General features: G+C 57.7%; 16 protein-coding genes. 9 read left to right on the top strand and 7 right to left on the bottom strand.

The genetic code is table 11. The features are described 5' to 3' along the window. Window positions 1-385: 385 nt before the first annotated feature. Together sat and Q672_RS18890 are read left to right on the top strand one after the other, a co-directional pair. The gene (gene sat / locus Q672_RS18895; protein ID WP_022983968.1) at window positions 386-1,591 is read left to right on the top strand and encodes a sulfate adenylyltransferase; all 1,206 of its coding nucleotides are present in this window, start codon (window positions 386-388) and stop codon (window positions 1,589-1,591) included. Window positions 1,592-1,941: 350 nt separating this feature from the next. Next, window positions 1,942-3,333 (top strand): DUF4397 domain-containing protein, encoded by a 1,392-nt coding sequence (locus Q672_RS18890; protein WP_022983967.1) that lies wholly within the window; start codon window positions 1,942-1,944, stop codon window positions 3,331-3,333. Window positions 3,334-3,628: 295 nt separating this feature from the next. Here the strand turns inward: Q672_RS18890 and Q672_RS18885 are convergent, their stop codons facing one another. From Q672_RS18885 to Q672_RS18875, 3 genes are all read right to left on the bottom strand, one after another. Next, a complete protein-coding gene (locus Q672_RS18885; protein ID WP_022983965.1) occupies window positions 3,629-3,808 on the bottom strand; it encodes a hypothetical protein in 180 nt (59 codons plus the stop codon). Window positions 3,809-3,958: 150 nt separating this feature from the next. Continuing rightward, the gene (locus Q672_RS18880; protein ID WP_022983964.1) at window positions 3,959-5,260 is read right to left on the bottom strand and encodes an LssY C-terminal domain-containing protein; all 1,302 of its coding nucleotides are present in this window, start codon (window positions 5,258-5,260) and stop codon (window positions 3,959-3,961) included. Continuing rightward, window positions 5,247-6,965 (bottom strand): mechanosensitive ion channel family protein, encoded by a 1,719-nt coding sequence (locus Q672_RS18875; protein WP_152521807.1) that lies wholly within the window; start codon window positions 6,963-6,965, stop codon window positions 5,247-5,249. Before Q672_RS18875 ends, Q672_RS18880 begins: the two co-directional genes overlap by 14 nt. A 207-nt stretch (window positions 6,966-7,172) precedes the next feature. Here Q672_RS18875 and Q672_RS18870 point away from each other — a divergent pair, with 207 nt between their 5' ends. The 3 genes from Q672_RS18870 to Q672_RS18860 all read left to right on the top strand — a co-directional run bounded on the left by Q672_RS18870 (window position 7,173) and on the right by Q672_RS18860 (window position 9,509). Continuing rightward, complete coding sequence (locus Q672_RS18870; RefSeq protein ID WP_022983962.1) at window positions 7,173-8,078, top strand: aspartyl/asparaginyl beta-hydroxylase domain-containing protein; 906 nt, start codon at window positions 7,173-7,175, stop codon at window positions 8,076-8,078. Window positions 8,079-8,207: 129 nt separating this feature from the next. Continuing rightward, complete coding sequence (locus Q672_RS18865; protein ID WP_022983961.1) at window positions 8,208-8,708, top strand: hypothetical protein; 501 nt, start codon at window positions 8,208-8,210, stop codon at window positions 8,706-8,708. A gap of 126 nt (window positions 8,709-8,834) precedes the next feature. Beyond that, complete coding sequence (locus Q672_RS18860; RefSeq protein WP_022983960.1) at window positions 8,835-9,509, top strand: hypothetical protein; 675 nt, start codon at window positions 8,835-8,837, stop codon at window positions 9,507-9,509. Window positions 9,510-9,894: 385 nt separating this feature from the next. Here Q672_RS18860 and Q672_RS18855 read toward each other — a convergent pair whose 3' ends face one another. After that, complete coding sequence (locus Q672_RS18855; protein ID WP_022983959.1) at window positions 9,895-11,268, bottom strand: DEAD/DEAH box helicase; 1,374 nt, start codon at window positions 11,266-11,268, stop codon at window positions 9,895-9,897. 84 nt (window positions 11,269-11,352) lie between these two features. Next, window positions 11,353-11,481 (bottom strand): hypothetical protein, encoded by a 129-nt coding sequence (locus tag Q672_RS34370; RefSeq protein WP_022983958.1) that lies wholly within the window; start codon window positions 11,479-11,481, stop codon window positions 11,353-11,355. A gap of 158 nt (window positions 11,482-11,639) precedes the next feature. Here Q672_RS34370 and Q672_RS18850 point away from each other — a divergent pair, with 158 nt between their 5' ends. After that, complete coding sequence (locus tag Q672_RS18850) at window positions 11,640-12,071, top strand: MgtC/SapB family protein (RefSeq protein WP_022983957.1); 432 nt, start codon at window positions 11,640-11,642, stop codon at window positions 12,069-12,071. Window positions 12,072-12,100: 29 nt separating this feature from the next. Here the strand turns inward: Q672_RS18850 and Q672_RS18845 are convergent, their stop codons facing one another. Both Q672_RS18845 and recQ read right to left on the bottom strand, forming a co-directional pair. Further along, window positions 12,101-14,050 (bottom strand): metallophosphoesterase family protein, encoded by a 1,950-nt coding sequence (locus Q672_RS18845; protein ID WP_022983956.1) that lies wholly within the window; start codon window positions 14,048-14,050, stop codon window positions 12,101-12,103. A 110-nt stretch (window positions 14,051-14,160) separates the two neighbouring features. Continuing rightward, window positions 14,161-16,296 carry a DNA helicase RecQ gene (gene recQ / locus Q672_RS18840; protein WP_022983955.1) on the bottom strand — a complete coding sequence of 712 codons (2,136 nt, stop codon included), beginning with the start codon at window positions 16,294-16,296 and terminating at the stop codon, window positions 14,161-14,163. Between the two features lie 96 nt (window positions 16,297-16,392). Between recQ and chrA the strand changes: the two genes are divergently transcribed. From chrA to Q672_RS18825, 3 genes are all read left to right on the top strand, one after another. Beyond that, window positions 16,393-17,529, top strand: coding sequence for a chromate efflux transporter (gene chrA, locus Q672_RS18835; protein WP_022983954.1), 1,137 nt, complete (start codon window positions 16,393-16,395; stop codon window positions 17,527-17,529). Window positions 17,530-17,624: 95 nt separating this feature from the next. Further along, complete coding sequence (locus Q672_RS18830; protein ID WP_022983953.1) at window positions 17,625-18,284, top strand: TetR/AcrR family transcriptional regulator; 660 nt, start codon at window positions 17,625-17,627, stop codon at window positions 18,282-18,284. Continuing rightward, window positions 18,281-19,975 carry an acyl-CoA dehydrogenase family protein gene (locus Q672_RS18825; protein ID WP_022983952.1) on the top strand — a complete coding sequence of 565 codons (1,695 nt, stop codon included), beginning with the start codon at window positions 18,281-18,283 and terminating at the stop codon, window positions 19,973-19,975. Before Q672_RS18830 ends, Q672_RS18825 begins: the two co-directional genes overlap by 4 nt. Window positions 19,976-20,091 lie beyond the last annotated feature (116 nt).

Genomic DNA, 20,091 nt, shown 5'->3' with positions numbered 1-20,091 from the left:
GACCGAGACGATGCCGCCCTATCATTAGCAAATTATGAAGGTAGTGAAGTGCTAGAGGCTCTCATGCAGATTGTTAATGATCCTGACGAAGATGCTGACCTTAAAGAAACATGCTGGGACGCGATTTATCATATTCGTGTCAAGACGCAATAATCATCAAAGAGCCTCGTCATCGGGCAACTCACAATATGGGATATCGCTTACAAAAAGGCAGACTTTGATGGCTGGCTGTTCTTTTGGTCAGTGTTGTTGTTCTTAATACGCGTCCTCTTATGTCTTTCTGTGCTTTCCTTATTTCTCTTTGTCGGGCCGACCTGACGCTTATCCTTTGCTATACTCCGCCGCGAAATGGACACCTTGTTGATAGAGCCTTTGGAGTGAATAGATGGTCGCTTTGGTCAAGCCGCATGGCGCGGACGCACTAACCCCCCTGTACGTTGCGGATGAAGCTGCACGCGTTGCTTTGCAGAAGGAAGCCGAGTCTCTGCCTTCTGTGGTGATCAGTTCTGCCGCTGCCGCCAATGCGGTGATGATGGGCGCTGGCTATTTCACCCCGCTGACCGGTTACATGAACAAGGCGGACATGCTGTCGGTGGCGGAAAACCTGACCACTGCCAATGGCCTGTTCTGGCCGGTGCCGATCGTCAATATGCTGAAAGACGTGAGCGCCATCAAAGACGCCAAGCGCATTGCCCTGCGTGACCCCAATGTGGATGGCCAGCCGGTCATCGCGGTGATGGACGTGGCGGCCATTGAAGAAGCCACCGATGCCGAGCTGGAAGCGGTCGCCGAGCAGGTGTTTGCCACCACCGACAAGCAACACCCGGGCGTGGCCAACTTCCTCGCGGCTGGTAACTTCATCGTGTCCGGTGACATCCAGGTACTGAGCTACTCTTACTTTGCCGACGACTTCCCGGATACCTTCCGCACTGCGGTGTCCATCCGCAACGAATTCGTTGAGCGTGGCTGGAACAATGTGGTGGCGTTCCAGACACGTAACCCCATGCACCGTGCCCACGAAGAACTGTGCCGCATGGCCCAGGAAGCCCTGAATGCTGACGGCATCCTGATTCACATGCTGCTGGGCAAGCTGAAGGCTGGTGATATTCCGGCTGACGTGCGTGATGCCTCCATCCGCAAGATGGTGGAAGTGTACTTCCCGCCCAACACCGTGATGATCACCGGTTACGGCTTCGACATGCTGTATGCCGGGCCCCGCGAGGCGGTACTGCACGCGGTATTCCGTCAGAACTGTGGTTGCAGTCACCTGATCGTTGGCCGTGACCATGCGGGTGTGGGTGATTACTACGGGGCTTTCGACGCCCAGACCATCTTCCAGGACAAGGTGCCGGCGGGTGCGCTGGAGATCAAGATCTTCGAAGCCGATCACACTGCTTACTCCAAGAAGCTGGATCGCGTGGTGATGATGCGTGATGTGCCGGATCACACCAAGGACGACTTCGTGCTGCTGTCCGGTACCAAGGTGCGTGAGATGCTGGGTCAGGGCATTGCCCCGCCGCCGGAATTCTCCCGCCCGGAAGTGGCGCAGATCCTGATGGATTACTACCAGGCGCTGGACGCCGGTAAATAATTTTCCTGGTACGGGTTCCGTTCAAGGTTCAAGAAAAGCCTCTGCATAGAGGCTTTTTTTGTTTTGGCAGGCATGGGCGAGACAGGGATTGAACGCGCTGGCGTTGCTACCCGTTTCCCTCTCTGCTTCCCGACACCGTTTTCCTTTTTTGATTGCTACTTCACTACCCAACCGTGACAGGGTTGTCGCTTTCACGCAAAAAGCACGCGTAACTCACTGAAAATTGACGCTTTTCTTCACTCTTGATTGACCTGTTTCGTTCTCCAATGCGGATGACCCTAACGGTCATCCCGGTTGGTGCCGGGGGGATTGCCACCGAGACGGTGGAATGATCAAGAGGAGCAAAAAAAATGATGAAGGCGTACTGGAAAGGAACCAGCGTGATTGCCCTGATGGGGATGCTGGCCGCCTGTGGCGGTGACTCGGATGATGATGTTCGTGCTGGGCTAGGAGTGGCTGATCCACAGGTACGGGTTCTGCACGGTATTCGTGGTGCCGTGAATGTGGACGTGGCCGTGGACGGTGAGCTGGTCTTGCAGGATGTAGCCTACCAGCAGGCTTCCGGCAACCTGGATCTTGCTCCAGGTGAGCGTGCTGTGCAGGTGCTGGAAGCCGGTACCGACAACGTGCTGTTTTCACAAACGTATGACCTGGAAAGAAACGATCGATTCAGTATTATCGCCGCCGACCCCATGCTCGGCGACTTGCTGTCCGTGGAAGAATCCCGGAACCCGGTCATGTCTGGCAAGGCACGTGTCAACGTGATCCATGCAGCAGCGAATGCTGGTACGGTGGATATCTATGTAACTGCCAACGGGGATGCTTTGCCTGCGGCTCCTACGGTGGATGACGCCACCTTTAACGCGAATGTGTTGTTGCCTGATCAGGACGTGGGTGAATACCAGATTCGTATCACTGGTGGTGCCAGTCAGGACGTGATTTACGACTCCGGGCCCATCAATTTGAACAGTGGCGACAATATTTCGGTGGTGGCCCTGGACAGCCTCACCGACCGGGCCCCGGTGGACCTGGTGGTATTGACGGGAACGGACAAAAATCCGGTGGTTGTGGACGACACCGCTTATGTTCGTGTGGTGCATGGTGTGCCGGGCGCGTTGGTTGATGTGTATATCAACGAATCAGCCACGCCGGCCCTGGAAGACTTCGCCTTTGGCAATAGCACGGGGGGCTATGTGGCAGTAAACAGCCAGCCGAAGCTTGATGTGGTGTTGGCCGACGGGGACATTGCTGATGCGGTAATCGAAGCTCAGCCGGTGCTGGAGCGTGGGGGATACTACACCGTGGTTGCAAACGGTACCGTCAATGCTGCCGATACCTTGCCGCTGGGTTTGTATGCTCTGCAGGACGACTTAACCAGTGCTCCGGTCATGGAAGCCCGGGTCAGGATTGTACACGCGGCACCTTTTGCCGAGGGTGAAGGTGCTGATGTGGATGTTTATGCCACCACAGGCCTTGTAGCGGGCGTTACCAGTACCGTGAGCGGTGTGGCCCCCTTGCTTACCCTGGGCACCGGATTGGGGTATCAGGAAGATTCTGGTTATCTGTCAGTGAGTGTGCTGGGGGATATTACGGCACTGGTGACTGCAGCAGGGAGTAACGATGTGGCCATTGCTGATGAGGTGACGTTGGAGAGTGAGAAGGTCTATACCATGATCGCACTCGGTGACGGCTCAACGGAGGCGTTGACCCTGTTACCGCTAGTGGATGAATCTGCGCCATAACCCCTGTCGGGAAACGAATGCGCTCAAGGCAACGGGCTCGCTTATGCGGGCCCTTTGTTTTGGGGCTGCGCACGACGCCAGTAGGAAAGGTGATTTTGTCGTTGCCAGTAAAAACGGGCCCGCAGGCCCGTTTCATGCTGTCTGATTCAGAGCTTTTTCAGCTTCTTCTTCAGCTTCTTCAGCACGCTTTCGTGTTTGTTGATCTTGGCTTTACTTTGCTTGATGGCTTTTTTCAGTTTTTTCTTTTTGGACATGATGTTTCTCCATTGATCGCAAGTGATAGGCCGGGTTGCGGCTAATCGCCGGGCGTTGATTCCTCGGCCTTGATGAAGTCACGGATAAAGCGGCGTACTTCACGCGCTGCACTGGTATCCAGTTCTTCGCAGAGCTCGATAAAGCGCAGGCGTTCTTCGTCGTTGATGCGAACGATGAGTTGACTGTTCTTCTTTTTGGACTTGCTCTTGTCTTTTGACATGGGTGAAACCGTCAGAGAAAACAGGCTGCATCGTCGCGAGTTTACCGGCGACTTGCAATCAAACTATTGGCTATCTAAGTGATAGTCAATGTATATACATATTAAGTGTTTGTGACAGCGTGTGGCGGCTTGGCACAGAGCTGTCCGTGCTCAGTGATCGTCATTGGTGTTGGGGGTGTGCTCCAGCCATTGGCGGCGGTCCCGGTTGGCCTCCTGCCAATGCAGGTTCCTGACTGCATGCATCGGGGTCATTGGGCTGTGGAAAAACATCACAAGCCGCAGGCCGTCTGTCATGAACGGATCGCCGGTGAGATTGTGCCCTGGCGATTCGATGGGGTGGGGTGGCATGGCTCTGACGTAGCCAAATTCTGCGAGACGCTGCGAAAAGATCATGTCCTGGAGCAGGTAATCCCGCGCTTCATCCACATCCGGGTCAATCTTGTGTGTGGTCAGAGTCGGCGATTTGAAGGTGAAGCGAACCCCAATATCACGGCTGATCTGGCCCAGCCACACGGGCTGCCCATCGCACTGTACAGGGGCGCGCCACAGGCGCAGGTGATTGCGTTGATGGATGTTGCCACGGGCTTTCTGGAGCGCCAGATCCTGTGGACGTCCCAGCGTATAGAGCGAGCTGACGGGGGAATAGCGATAGCTCGAACCAACCAGGAAGGACTTGGTTGTTTTCCAGATGGAGCCGCCGTGAATCCGTTCGGTGACATCCCAACCCCGTTGCACCATCGCACTGAGCAGGAGTTGACTATCGCCTACCAATACGAAGTTAACCGGGTCGCCACTTTTGCTGTTCTCTTCATTTGCCGTGCAGCAGGGCTGTTGAGCCAACCATTCGCGCAGGCCATCGCGATCCAGTTGCTGATATTCATGCTTTTCATACAGGCCAGAGAAATTCACTTTCTCCACATCCAGTTTGATGCCGGGTACATCGACCATGAACGAGGTTTGCCAGCTGCGGCCGCCGCCAAGTAAATCCACATTGATGACCTTGATGCCCAGGTCACGATTGGTAAACACGAAGCCGCTGGTTCGCTGTTGGTGCGGGAGGTTGATTGGCATTGCCCGTGAAACGAACATTCTGTCGACAGCCTGCTCGCCTTCGTTGTTGAATTTGCCCTTCACTTTCCATGACACCTCAAGGGGAGAGAAGTACTGCTGGTCTGTGGTTACAGGCAGGTAATAAAGCGTTTGCCCAGTACGGTTATCTATTTCCAGCCAGACGGCCTGAATACCGTGGCTACCCAGGCCAACACCAAAAATCTCTCTGGCGTCGCTGTCACTGATGACCGTGGCACTGACAGTCAATTGCTCCTCGTGATGATGCAGTGCGTTGGCACGAAGCGTCTGCTCATCTACTGTGCCGGGGCGAAAGGTGCAGGCAGTAAGGCCAAGCAGGATGCTCAGAAGAACAATGGCGAGGTACGGGTTAGTCCTGTTCATGGCGCCCTTTTTCCGGGTACTCGAGTGTCCCTTTCATATTGTTTTTAGCTTCTTTTTCGAAATCCGGGAAGGCTTGCAAGGTAGTGTCGGGGATGTTGGCATCACCCGCGTCGGCGTTGTTGTCGCCACGTACCCATTGTTGTACCGGCACAGCCAATTGAAGTCCGTGTTCTTCCAGTAACGAGAGGATGCGAAGATTGAGATCTTCGCTAACGGCGAGAAACTGGCTGTATTCGCTGCTGTCCACATAGCAGTTGATTTGCAGACGGTAACTGTCGCGCAGGATCTCCACAAAACGTACCCGAGCTGCCCGCTCGGTAAGCCTTGGATGGCTGTAAATCAGTCGGCGCAAATCGGCGAGCAGGTTGCGTAGCTGATCCGGGCTGGCGCCCAGGCGGATGTGCAGATCTCGCTGGTAGCGGCGGAAGTCTGATTCGCTGATATTTTCGATGCTGGCACTGGACAGGACCGAGTTCGGGACATAGACCACGCTGCGATCCATGCGGCGTATCCGGGTAGAGCGCAGGCCGATCTCTTCCACTACCCCGGCGGTACTGCCCACGACGCAGAAGTCTCCGGGCTGGATCGGCTTGGCGATATAGAGCGTGAAGGCGCCGATGACATTTTCCAGGGTCTTCTGCGCGGCCAGTGCCACGGCAATAGAGCCAATGCCAAGGCCTGTCAGCACGGTGGTGATATCGTATCCTGAATCGCTCAGCCACAGCAGGAAGATCACCACGATCGCGATCATTTTCAGAATGGTACGTACCGGTCGAATAATGCCCGACCAGTATTTCTGGTTATTGGCATTGCTGAGGAACAGGGCAGAAAGCAGTTCGATGATGCCCAGTACCAGGAATACTGTCGCCAGATAGCCGAGGGCGGATTCATTCAGATAGACGCGGGCACGTATCGACAATCCCAGCTCGCCCACCCCGATCTGTAGCAACTTGAAGAACACGAACCAGCGCAGTGGCATCACCACAAAGCGGTGCAGGGTGTCACGGTATCGTTCGGAATGCTCCAGAACGCGAAGCATGAACTTTCTTAGCAGCGCGGCAATCGCCCAGGCTCCGATCAGCATCAGTATAAAACCGGCGACTTGCCAGTTTTGCATGTGCAGAAGGGTGAACTCCGGGAGAAAGTCTCCCAGCTGAATAACCACGGGGTTGTAGCCGAACTGTTCCCATAACATGGGAATCTGCTGCACGGTGGCGTTGGATATTTTCCAGATCCTGCGGCCATCCTGCGGGATGCGCTGTAAATACAGTACCAGCGTGTCGTCCAGTGTTGCCAGGGTGCCGAGTTTGTCGCGGTAACTGGGCAGGCCGTCTTCCTGATGTCCCCGGGGTTCATTGGACAGGCGGGTGAGGTCCAGAACCCGTTGTTGCCCCCATACAATGGCAAGCTGCTCCATCAGTTCCGAGGGGGTGGCATTGGCCATATCCTCGGGCAGGTATCGCATGTCCAGGAACTGGCTGGCGCTCTCCCAGTCATTACGATTGCCGGCCTCCATGATCGCCAGAATAGTAGACAGTGGCGTGTCGCCGGGTTGCAGGTTGTCGTTTTCCAGCGCTTCTGCAATCACTGCTTCCGACTTCTCGCCGCTATCCAGCACATCCTTGAAGGTGGGAGAGGCGTCCTGGGCCAGTGATAGCGCGGGTAACAGGAACAGAAAGGCACACAGGGCCTGAATCCGTGGCATGAACTCGGTCTCAATGATGGGTATCAAGCAGAGAATGTACCCTGTGGAGGCCCCCAGGCCAAACTGTGATGGGATCTGCAGCCAGGGTTGACCGAGCAAAGGTGCCTCAGGAACGATGGAGGTCCGGATTTGCACGGGGTTTTGCTTTAGAATGCGGCAGCAAAAGGGCCTGCGCAAAGCGGGCGATATGTTTGAGGGTTCCTTACTATGGCCGTGATTATCAGTGCGCTGCTGCTTTATGTGGGCTGCATCGTCTTTATTCGTCTACGCAACGCGCAGCCTTTCGGGCTCAAGCGTCAGCTGACAGACTTTTCTACCTTTATGGTGCCGTTCAATATTCCGGCCTATCTGCTGTCAAAGGTACCAACCACGCCGCGGGTGGATAAATCTCATTTTCCAGAGTTGCAACTGATTGAAGATAACTGGGAAACGATCCGGGATGAGGCGCTGGCCTTGTACACCGGGGGGAATATCACGGCCAAGGATGATTTGCCTGCCAGCAGTTTCTACAAGGATGGTCGTTGGACCAGCTTTTACCTGAAGGTCTACGACAACAAGCTGCCGTCGGCCTACGCATTGGCCCCCAAGACCATGGCCTTGCTGGACCAGATTCCCTCCATGAACATTGCCCTGTTCGCAGTGCTCATGCCTGGCAAGAAATTGAATCGTCACCACGATCCGTTTGCCTATACGCTGCGCTACTCCATGGGGCTCAGTACCCCCAATGATGAAGGGTGTGGTCTGACCATCAACGAAGATGACTATATCTGGCGCGATGGCGACAGTGTGGTGTTTGACGAGACCTATATCCACTCTGCCTGGAACAACACTGATACCCCGCGCATCATCCTGATGACAGACGTGGACCGCCCCATGAAGCTAAAGCTTGTCCAGAAGATCTACTGGGCCTTCGGCTGGTTTTTCAATCGCTTGTTTTTTATCGATAACCTGAATCCGGAACACACCGGTGTGGGTAACAAATTGGGTAAAGGGGTGTTGGCATACAAGCAGTTTCTGAAATCCGTGAAGCGTCGTAACAAGCCATTCTATGTCACCGCCAAGTGGTGTGTGATTCTGGGTGTACTGGGTGCCATCGGTTATCAGATCGTCTGATAGCCGCCATTCGCCCCAGGTTGAGCAAAAATCTTCCGGCGGCAGTGCCTGACTGAGACCCCGGTCTCTTGGCACCCGCGCTTCAGTCGTGCCACCATCCGGTGAATAAAAAACAAGGGAATGGCACGAATGCGATGGAAGGTGATAGCCGGGGGGCTGGCAATCCTGATGGTCTCGACAGCCTCGGCGGGGAATGCCGTGGTAGTTGCGCCGGCAGGGGAGTTCTCTGCCAGCGGTGAGCTGGCTTTGAAAAAGGGCCATATTCCGGTCAGTTGTGATACCACGTTTAATGGCCATGTGGGCGACGGCGGGGGAATTCGCGTCACTTCGGTCTCATTTGGTGGACTGAATCCTCTCTGCAAGAGTATTAAGGCGCTGGGACTGCCCTGGAGGGGGCAGGTTGATAGCCCTTATCAGCTGACAGTGGTTGATATGCAGGTGAAAGTTCGGGTGCCGCTGCTGGGGGGCATCTGCGGTCCGGGCCCGGTCAGTCTGGCATGGGAAAATGAGGGCGCTGAGGCCACTTTCGATGCAGTGAGTCTGGCGCCGGACTGCGCCATGAATGGCACCATGCAGACCTCCCCTCAAGTGGATATCCAAGCGGCAACCCCTTTGGTCATGCAGCACTGACATTGCTGACTGTGCCAGTTTCACAGCATTGACGTACGGGCTTTGTAAATCGGTCCCTGTGGCAGTTTCATGCACTGTGCGCGGCGGCTATTATGTCGTCCTCTTTGAACAGGCAAGGACTATCCCATGCAGAACGTGGTAGCGATTCCCGCTAACCCGGCGCTGGTGAACAGCACCGAAGACTTTCTCCATGCCATCGAGCACGATCACAAGGACAGTGCCGAGAAATTCATTCATATGGTGGATTTTCTCACCGATCGCGTCATCAGTTTGTTTCTGGTAGAGCCTGCCAATATGGCGAATCTTTCCGGTGGTCAGAAGAAGGTGATTGATTTCGCTGTATCGACTGCTGGCAAGGCATCCAGCATGCTGACCCGTCAGATTTTCAAGAAAGTTTCCAACAAGGAATTTGCCCCTGTTGTTGCCAATGTGAAGGATATGTACTGGCAAGCCGGTGATGACAACGGTAACCATGCGTATATCGCTTTCCCCGTTGAAGACAGCTTCGCAACCGATTTCCGCAAAGCCTGTGATCTGTGTGCTGAAGGTCGCGGCGCTGAAGATGTGGCGCTGGTCACCCGAGTCATGGGCGAGCTGGCAGACAAGATCATCGATGAAGTCTTTGTGGTGAACACCAAGCACGTGAAGATCGGTTTCGTTACCCAGAAGGCGCTCAATGTGGGCGTGGATGGCAGCCGCAAGGCGGTTCACTCCGTCAACAACAAGGTGCTGCGTGATTTGGGTAATGCCGAGCTGAAGAACTACATGGGGCACTATGCGTCGTTGCTGATGCAGCGCTGAGGATTTCCCCTAAAGCTTGATCCAGAGAAGGCGCCGTTGGCGCCTTCTCTGGTTGGGGGGAAGGGTATGACCGCTGCCAGCCTGCGGAGCGTCGGTTATTCGCTTCGCTCATCCCTTCGGGGCCGCCCTGCGGGCGTTCCTATGCTGCGCGATAACCAGAACCGTTAAAAGCAGTGTTTATCACAGAGGTCACAGAGGTCACAGAGCTTAAGAGCGTCTTTTCTCAGTGGTCTCTGGTTTGATCCAGGCCTGGGCTATCGCGCCGCCAGCGACGCTCCCGCGGATAGGTGGGAGGATCAAACCTGGCTTTTCCCGCGAATCCGCTCCCGGTGGAACCACGGCTCCCATAGTTGGGGCCTCAATGGGAGCCGCGGTCAGGGGTAGATTATGACCCGGTCCTGGCCTGTGCACGGTTGCCACTGGGGCGGCGCCGGCGACGTTGCTGACCATTTCCGCCGCCAGGCTTGTTGCCACGAGGCGGGCGATTGCCGGCAGGGCGGGCCGCTTTCTGATCGCCCTGATTCCCTGACGATGACTGACGCTGGTCTTGCGCTACCCCGGGTTTTTTGGGCTTCTTGGGCCGTTTTCGCTTGGGTGCTTGCAGTGGGCGTGCGGCAGGTAGCGGCTCGCCCGGTTCGAAACCGGCCACAATCTTGCGTTCCAGCTGTTGCTGGGTCAGCCGTTCGATATCGGTGAGCTGCTGGAATTCGTCAGCGCTGACCAGCGAGATGGCCTGACCGGTGGCGCCGGCGCGACCGGTGCGGCCAATACGGTGCACATAGTCTTCCGGGACGTTGGGAAGATCCACGTTGACCACTTGAGGCAACTGCTCGATATCCAGGCCTCGGGCGGCAATATCTGTGGCCACCAGGGCCCGAATCTTGCCGCTCTTGAAGTCCGCCAGCGCGCGGGTGCGGGCATTCTGGCTCTTGTTGCCATGAATCGCGGCCGCTTCGATGCCACTGCCTTCCAGCTGCTTGGCCAGACGGTTGGCCCCATGCTTGGTGCGGCTGAAGACCAGTACCTGATACCAGTTGTGTTCCTGGATCAGGTGCGTCAGCAAGGCGGGTTTGCGTTTCTTGTCCACGGGAGCTATCCATTGGGTGACCAGCTCGGTGGTGGTGTTGCGCGGGCTGACATCCACTTCCACCGGATCATTCACCAGCCCCTTGGCCAGCGCACGAATGTCCGGTGAGAACGTCGCTGAAAACATCAGGTTCTGGCGACGCGTGGGCAGCAGGGCGAGAATCTTGCGAATGTCATGGATAAAACCCATGTCCAGCATGCGGTCGGCTTCGTCCAGCACCAGCACTTCCAGATGATCAAACTTCACCGCATTTTGCTGGTACAGATCCAGCAAGCGACCCGGGGTTGCCACCAGAATGTCCACGCCACCGCGCAGGCGCTGCATTTGCGGGTTGATCTTGACCCCACCGAAGACCACCGTGGATTTCAGCGGCAAGTGCTTGCCGTAGGTGACGACGCTTTCTGCCACCTGGGCAGCCAGTTCGCGGGTCGGCGTCAGTACCAGTGCGCGCACCTGGTTATGACTGGCGGCTTTACCGGTACGCAAACGTTCCAGCAGGGGCAGGGTGAACCCGGCGGTTTTTCCGGTCCCGGTCTGGGCTGCGGCCATGACATCACGACCTTCCAGCACGGCAGGAATGGCTTGCGCTTGAATAGGGGATGGAGTGCTGTATCCGTGGTCGGCAACAGCGGTTTGCAGAGCTTCACAAAGCCCGAGATCGGAAAAATGCATGGGGGGACGAACCAGCGGGGAAAGGGCGGCAAGCCTACCTGATTCAGGTCCCCGGTTCGAGCGATTTCCGACCAGTGACAGCCGTTAGGCGGCGTGGCTGTCGTGGTCTGTTACAGACTCCCAGCGACCTGTGATGTCTGCATGGTTATCTTCGAAGATGCTTTCCAGTGAGTCCGGGACCCACTCCATGTCCAGAATTTCATCATGTTCCATCTATCTATCCCCTGCGGTTATTCTTTACCCTCAGGCTTTACAGTAGCTGTCCAGCAGGGGCGTTTCTGTTGCTCGGTTGTAAGCTTTTTCTTACGGAGCGTGACTGATGAGTGCGGTTCTGCAATGCAGAATATTGTTCATGCCGAAGGAGGTGGTGAATGAATGATCTGGATTGGCATCAGGTATTAACCCATCTTTATCAGCTGGGTATTGCCTTTGTTCTCGCGCTGCCAGTGGCGTGGAACCGTGAACAAATGGCCCGGGGGGCGGGGCTGAGAACCTTCCCGCTGGTTTCTATTGCGGCCTGTGGATACATGCTGGTCGGGATGCAGGTTTATACCGGCTCGGATGCGGAAGCGCGGGTGATGTATGGACTGATCACCGGGATGGGTTTTATCGGTGGTGGTGCGATCCTGAAAAACGGGGGCAATGTCAGTGGTACCGCCACGGCGGCGAGTTTGTGGAACACCGGCGCCATCGGCATCTCGGTGGCCTATAGCCGCTACGAAATCGCGCTGGTGTTGTCGATCATCAACTTCCTGATCCTGCAGTTTTCGCGCTCCTTTAAAAGAGAGGAGGAGGAAAGTTGACTCCCCCGTCAGGCGGGGGAGTCAGGTGATTACCGTGAAATCAGGGCGAGTTCGGCGTCCTGCTCCAGTACCACCCACCAACGCTGGCCGTGGTCGGAGTCAAAACCGACAAGAGGGCTGCCATCACAGAGCGACTCCCGCACGGGGGGCGTGGACAGGAAGCTGCTGTCAAAGGGTTGCTCCACCACGCAGCCTTCAGGAGTCACTGCCTCCCAGCCCGCTGCAGTCATGATGCCCAGCGTGGCTGCTGCCGTATCAAGGTTGTCGGATGCATCAAATGTCAGGGCATAACGGTCCGAAATGGCGGTGGCGAGATCCCAGTCCTTGCTGGCACTGTCCGGTAGGGAGTGCGCGGTTTTGGCGCTTCCGTCGGGCTGGCTGCCGGGCAGACCTGCATCCGCTTCGATGTCCTTGACGGCCCCGTAGGCACTGGAATAGGTGCCAGTCTGGTTCTGGGTGCCGCTGATAATCAGGATATCGCTAAGCGTACTGCCATCGCTGGCCAGCCAGCTCATGGCTACATCTTCCTTCAGATCCATGGTGGTTTCGGGAATGTCGAGCACATTGCTGTCGCCACCATTGGGCATCACCCGGTTTTCCGCGTTGAGATTGGGTGTCCAGGGCTGGTTGTACTGAAACAGGAACTGGTATGACAGTCGCATCAGGTCTTCAACGGATTGAGCGCGGCTGAATCCCGGGGTCAGCTCCATGTCTCGGGTGCGGCTCTCGAGGCGGTTGAAAGTGTTATTGGTGCCGGCCACCATGCGGGCGATGCTGCCATCTTCACCCTGACAGTCATTGCTGATGTACTGGCTATCCAGATACATCACCGGGCGCGTGCCCTCGGGGATAGAGTTGGGGTAAACCACGCGCTCGCAGCGGTTGGTGGTACGGGAGAAACGGTCCAGTAGTTTCCAGTCAGGCTCGGCCAGTTCCTTTACGCCGTCATCATTGCTCTTGATGGTGTGTTCGGTGAACCACGACTCGTAGTCAACACGAGGGCCACTGAAAGTGAGTACTGAGGCATTCGCGTCGTAGGCCGTAGAGCCATTGCTCATGGTGTTCATTTTTTGCTGGATGATCCGTTGCACCAGCTCCCTCTCGCCATAGCGGAATTCATACCCCTTGTAGGATGCATTGCCGGAAGCAATCTGGGTGTACTGGGGAATCCGGTAATTACCTTCTTCTTCGGTCCACGATGTCGGATCAACATAGATGGGTGCGGTAATCACGGAGCGCTGGTACATGTGTTCGTGACCCTGCACCCAGATGATGTCGTTACGGGCAAAAAACGCGCGGATGTCATCCCACTGGTTCAGCAACAAATCGTCACCGGTGGTGCCTTCAACGATCATTTCCCGGGTTTCACCGTACTTGGCGCCAATCAGGCCGTCGTGGCTGGCGATGACTATGTGTTCCACATCGTCGCGGTGAGTGTTGACCGCGTCCTTGATCCACTGGAAGGCGATGGGCAGGTTGTAGTACTTGAGGAGAATGATCAGCACGTTTTCGCGGACCACGTAGTAATTCAGGTATTGCGCGCCAGCCATGTGAACGGCATCGTCCGGAATGTAGTGCTTCATGTTTTCGATCCATTCGACCGAATAGGCGTAGCTGTCCTCGTGGTTCCCCATGAGTGGCAGGAACTCAATGCCTGCCTCCCGGTAGCCCTCGGCAATTGACGTCCACTGCTCAAACTCTCCGGTGGTACCGTGGTCGGTCAGGTCGCCCACGGGAATCACGATGTTGACCCCCAGAGCCTGTTCCTTGTCCAGTACGGCCTTCATTGGATGCATGGCCACATTGTCGCCACCTCCCTGGGTGTCAGGGAGTATTCCAATTTTCACCGTCTGAGTGGTGCTTGAGGCGCCGTCTTTTTCCGTGGTGGTGTCGCCATCGTTAGACGAAGAATCCCCGCCGCAGCCGCTCAGTATCAATGCCGCGGCCAGGGCTGCCAGGCCCGAATTCAGTAATTTCACGATCGTATCCCCAGTGGTTGATGATTGGTCCCTGGAGAGTGTGGCGGGGGATTGTGTTGGCGAGTTAACGCTCTCGTGAATGTTATTTGAACGATAGTACTGAACGAAAGTCAGTTCTGTGACAGAAGGGCCTGGCGGACACAGTGTAGAACGCCTGTGGGCCAGTCGTCGGCCAGGTATTCGCGCAGCTGCCGGTAGCTGAAGGTGTCTTCCGCAAGATTCGGCTGGCTGAGCAGGGCGTCCTGAATGATGCCGATCTCCACGTCGCTGATGCCCAGGGCCTGTTCCAGGCTTAAATGACTGCTGACCACTAGCTGGCTGAGCTCCCGGTATACGGTTTGCTCATTGACACCCTGCTGGCGGGCAATGTCGGCAGGGCGCATATTGGCCAGGGCCAGGGCGAGGATATCGTTGCTGTCCGAGCCGGCGGTTTCAGCCACCCCGGTGGGGGCGTCGCTGTCGTTGAGGACCGCCAGGAATTCGTCGCCATAGCGTTCCAGCTTGCGATCCCCGACGCCGCTGACAGCGGCCATTTCCTGCCGGTTGCGTGGGCGGATGGCGAGCATGTCCATCAGCGTTGCATCGTGGAAGACCACATAGGGCGGTACGCCTTCTTCCTCTGCCAACCGTTTGCGGCAGGCCCGCAGGGCTTCCCACAGGGTGCGGTCGGCGTCGGCGATATGGGCCTGGCTTTTGCGGGTGGTGGCTTTCTTTGCTCTGGCTAGCTCCTTGCGCAGGTGCAAGGGCTGTTCGCCACGCAGATAAGGGCGGCAGGTTTCGGTGAGCTTGAGGGCGCCGTAGCCGTTCATGTCCACACTGAGCAGGCCGCGGGCAACCAGCTGGCGGTAGATGCTTTTCCACTGGCTGGCACTGAATTCACTGCCGATATTCCAGGTGGAGACATGGTCATGACCGGCACTGGCAACCTTGTCGCTGCGATTGCCGGTGAGCACATCCACCAGGTGGCTGACGCCAAAGCGCTGGCCGGTCCGAAAGACACAGCTGAGGGCTTTCTGGGCGGCAACGCTGGCATCAAAGGTTTCCGGCGGGTTCAGGCAGGTGTCACAGTTGCCGCAGGCGGCGTCCAGGGTTTCATCGAAATAATGCAGCAGGGCCTGGCGCCGGCAGTGTGTTACTTCACAGAGCCCAAGCATGGCTTCAAGACGCTGGTTCTCGTTGCGCTTGTGTTGCTCGCTACCGCTGCTCTGGGCCAGCATCTGCTTGAGTTTGATGGCATCTTCCAGCCCATAGGCCATCCAGGCAGTGGCCGGTTCACCGTCGCGGCCGGCCCGGCCCGTTTCCTGATAGTAGGACTCGATGCTTTTGGGCAGATCCAGGTGGGCGACGAAGCGGACATCCGGTTTGTCGATGCCCATGCCGAAGGCGATGGTGGCTACCATGACGATACCGTCTTCGCGCAGGAATCGCTGCTGGTGGTTTTCTCTTACCTGGGGAGCGAGCCCGGCATGGTAGGGCAGGGCACGAATACCCTGCTGGCACAGCCAGTCGGCCACGGTTTCCACCTTGTTGCGCGACAGGCAGTAGACAATGCCTGCATCACCGCTGTGTTCCGTGCGGATAAAGCGCAGTAGCTGGTTACGGGCGCCGTCCTTGCGTTCAATGCGGTAGTGGATGTTGGGGCGGTCGAAACTGGAAACAAAGTGCCGCGCCTGGCTCAGGTCCAGCCGCTCGGCGATCTCTGTCCGGGTGCGCTGGTCTGCCGTGGCGGTGAGCGCAATACGCGGCACGGCGGGGAATTCCCGGTGCAGTAGCGACAGTTGCAGATAGTCGTTACGGAAGTCGTGCCCCCACTGGGATACACAGTGGGCTTCGTCGATGGCGAACAGGGCGATATCTGCCTGCTGTAACAGCGACAGGGTGCGTGGCTGTATCAGGCGCTCTGGCGCAATGTAGAGCATGTCCAGCTCGCCATTGAGCAAGGCGTCTTCCAATGCCCTTACCTGCTCGAAATTCAGGGTGGAGTTGAGAAACCCCGCCTTGACGCCCAGCGCCTTGAGGGCGTCTACCTGATCTTGCATCAGGGCGATCAGTGGGCTGATCACCACGCCGGTGCCGTGCCGCACCAGGGCTGGAATCTGGTAACAGAGGGATTTGCCGCCGCCGGTGGGCATCAGTACCAGGGCGTCGTCGCCGTTCACAAGGGTGTCGATGATGGCCTGCTGCTCACCGCGGAACTGGTGATAGCCGAACACATGCTGGAGGACGGAGTGGGCATCGGATTGCATGGCGGGAGTATACCTGTCGGGGGAGTAACCTGACATCTTCCCGACGCCTGAATGTGCTAGGTTCCGGGACTGAATTAACGGATTTTTGAGTCAGTCATGAAAGATATCTTTCGTCAGTTTTTGCTCCTGGGTCTGGTCAGCTTTGGAGGGCCTGCTGCTCATGTGGGCTATTTTCACCGCCGTTTCGTGGAAGAGCTGAAATGGCTGGATGACGCCGAGTTCGCCCGTTTGCTGGCCTTGACCCAGTTTCTCCCCGGCCCGGCATCCAGCCAGCTGGGCTTCGCGATTGGCCGTCTGCGAGGCGGTGTGCCGGGGGCTTTTACCGCCTTTGTGGCCTTCACGCTGCCCTCGTTTGTGCTGATGGCCTTGCTGGGCATCTATGCCCACCGGTTACCGGATGCGTTGCAAGGCGGTGCCATCACTGGACTGAAATGGTTGGCGGTGATGGTGGTGGCCGATGCGGTGTGGAACATGAGCAAGCGTTTTTGCACCGGTCGCCTGACCCGCGTCCTGGCCGTGGCGGTAGCGGGGTTGCTGATTATCGGGTCGTCACTTTATGGGCAGATTGTCGCGCTGATCGTTGCGGCCGGGCTGGGTTGGTGCTGGTTAAGACCAGATACCGCAGCTCCAGCCGAAGGTCAGCCTGTTATTCGGCGCTTTCCGTTGCTGATATTGGCGTTGCTCGCGGGAGTTGCCGTTTTGGCTGGCGGCCGGTTAGTGGGACTGTGGAATGATTTTTTCACGGCCGGGGCTCTGGTGTTCGGTGGCGGGCATGTGGTGCTGCCGTTGCTGCAGGAATTGGTGGGGCCACAGCTCAGCCCGGATGTGTTCCTGACCGGCTATGCGGCGGCCCAGGCGGTGCCGGGGCCCATGTTCTCCCTGGCGTCGTATCTGGGGGCGGTGCTGTTGCCGTCGAGCCCCTGGTTGGGGGCGCTGGTTGCTACCCTGGCGATTTTCCTCCCCGGCTTTCTGTTGGTGCTGGGTTTGATGGACGCCTGGCAATGGCTGTCCTCTCGCCCGGCGCTGGCCGGTGCCGTAGCGGGTATCAATGCGGCGGTGGTGGGGTTGCTGCTGGCGGCCCTGTATCAGCCGGTGTTTGTGTCTGCGGTGCAGGGTGTCTGGGATCTGCTGGTGGTGGTGGCGGGTTTCTGGCTGCTGCGCAGTGGCAAGGTGCCGTTGTGGGGGATGGTGCTGGGGATGACGGGGCTGGGCGTCGTGGCGGGGGCGCTGTGAAGGGCCGTTGAAAGTTAAAAGTTCAACTCATCCCCAGCCCGATTACCGGTCTTGCCTGAAGAGCGGAATAATGATTCACTTCTTTTAAGGGGTGAATGTGGATTCCGATCATGGCTTACCGGGAAACCGATACTGTCCGTGCCCGCAAGGCGGCGCAGCGCGCGCATTTACTGCGTTGCGCGGAGTCGTTGGTACGGGATGGCGGCTTTGCCAACCTGACCATGCAGACCCTTGCCGGCGAGGCGAAGGTGGGCGTGGGTACGCTGTATCGTTATTTTGACAACAAATCGGTGCTGGCGGCGGAAGTGTTTCGCTGTGCTACCGAGCGGGAGGTGGCTGCCGTGGCTGAGGCCATGGACCACGATGGACCGTTTGCCCAGCGGCTCAGCCACGTGTTGCGGGTGTTTGTCAGCCGTGCCGAGTCGGCTCCCCGACTGGCCTGGTCCCTGATTGCCGAGCCGGTAGATCCGGCGGTCGACGCGGAGCGTCTGCTCTACCGTCGTCGTTATGCCGAGCTCTACCAGCAGTTCCTGACAGAGGGGGTGGACAGCGCTGTGCTACCGGCGCAGGACACGGCCATCAGCGCCGCGGCCATGGTTGGAGCCATTGCCGAAGCCTTGGTCGGCCCCTTGTCTGAACCTTTGCCCCGGTCTGACCTGGCGGCATCCCTGACCCAATTTTGTCTCCGTGCGGTGGGCATGTCCCCGGCGCACCCGATCATGCCGCAGTCCAGTTCTTCGGGAGAGAACCCATGAATGCCAAACACGCTAACCTGAACGCAGATCCTCTGGCCCAGACCCATGAGGTCTTTAACCAGGCCCGGGCGCTGGAAGATTACAACGCCTATGACAGCGATACCGCCTTGCGTGAGGCCGTGCAGCGCCATGGTGCCGGTTGGGCGGAAGATGCCCTGTCGGCCCACGGGGCGAAAACCGGTAGTGCGGAAGTGATTGAATGGGGCTTTCTGGCCAACGAGCACAAGCCGCAGTTTTTCTCCCATGACCGTCAGGGATACCGGGTGGACTACGTGAAATACCACGAGTCTTACCATCGGCTGATGGCTCTGGGACTTGAGTCAGGTATTCATTCTGCGCCGTGGCGCGATCCCAAACCCGGAGCCCATGTGGCCCGTGCGGCGCAAAGCTACCTGCAAGCCCAGGCGGAGGCCGGCCATGGCTGTCCACTGACCATGACGTTTGCGGCAGTCCCTTCTATCCATCTGACGCCATCACTGGCGAAGGAATGGCTGCCCAAGATTCTCAACAATGCCTATGACCCGCGTAATGTGCCGCACACAGAAAAACAGGCATTGACCATCGGCATGGGCATGACCGAGAAGCAGGGCGGCTCTGATGTGCGCGCCAACACCACCCATGCCTTGCCCATCGGGGCGGAAGGCCCGGGTGAAGCCTATGAGCTGGTGGGCCACAAGTGGTTCACCTCGGCGCCCATGTGCGATGCCTTTCTGGTGTTGGGGCAGACGGCCAACGGCTTGAGCTGTTTTCTGGTGCCGCGCTGGCGCCCGGATGGCAGCAAGAACCCCATCCAGGTGCAGCGCCTCAAGAACAAGATGGGCAATGTCTCCAATGCGTCCTCGGAAATCGAGTTGCGGGGGGCGCTGGGCTGGATGGTCGGCGAAGAAGGGCGCGGCGTGCCCGCCATCATCGAGATGGTGGCGATGACCCGTTTCGATTGCATGATTGGCTCCGCGTCGGGCCAGCGCCAGGCGGTTGCCCAGGCGGTGAACCATGCCATGGGCCGGGCAGCCTTTGGCAAGACACTGATTGACCAGCCGCTGATGCGCAATGTGCTCGCCGATCTGCAACTGGAAGTGGAAGGGTCGCTGGCCATTGCCATGCGCATGGGAGAAGCGCTGGACCAGTCCTCACTGGATCCGTCCAATGCTCATGAAAAGCTGCTGCTGCGTCTGGGGCTGCCCGCGGGCAAGTACTGGATCTGCAAGCGCACCCCGTTTCATGCCTACGAGGCAATGGAATGCCTGGGGGGTAACGGTGTCACCGAAGATTTCATCATGGCGCGGCTGTACCGGGAGGCGCCCATCAATGCCATCTGGGAAGGCTCCGGCAATGTGCAGGCACTGGATATGCTGCGTGCCCTGGCCAAAACCCCGGCGGTGCTGGAAACCTGGTTTGCCGAACTGGCCAAAACCGCAGGCAGCGATGCCCGGCTGGACAAGGCGGTGAACAGCGTGAAGCAGGAATTCGCCGATATGGATCAGGCGGAGTACCGCGCCCGCGATATCGTCGACCGCTTGTCCCTGACCATGCAGGCCAGCCAACTGGTCGCCGCCGGCAACCAGGCCGTCGCCGAAGCGTTCATCGCCTCACGTCTCGGCGAACACGGTGACCGCAATTATGGCACCTTGCCGCGGGGGCTGGATCTGGGGGAGATATTGGCGCGGGCGAACCCGTGGGGGAGCAGTTAACAGTTAACAGTGAATAGTGAACAGCGCGCGGGCTATGCCCGTGCTGTTTGCAACGCAAGAGGCCGCGCCCAACCTGTGGACGCGGCCTCTTTGATTTGAATAACCCCAACGCTGTC

This window comes from Alcanivorax sp. P2S70 (assembly GCF_000475295.1).
Taxonomy (GTDB): domain Bacteria; phylum Pseudomonadota; class Gammaproteobacteria; order Pseudomonadales; family Alcanivoracaceae; genus Alcanivorax; species Alcanivorax profundi.
The sequence above is the reverse complement of the archived record's forward strand: the minus strand, read 5'-3'. Positions and strand labels throughout refer to the sequence as shown.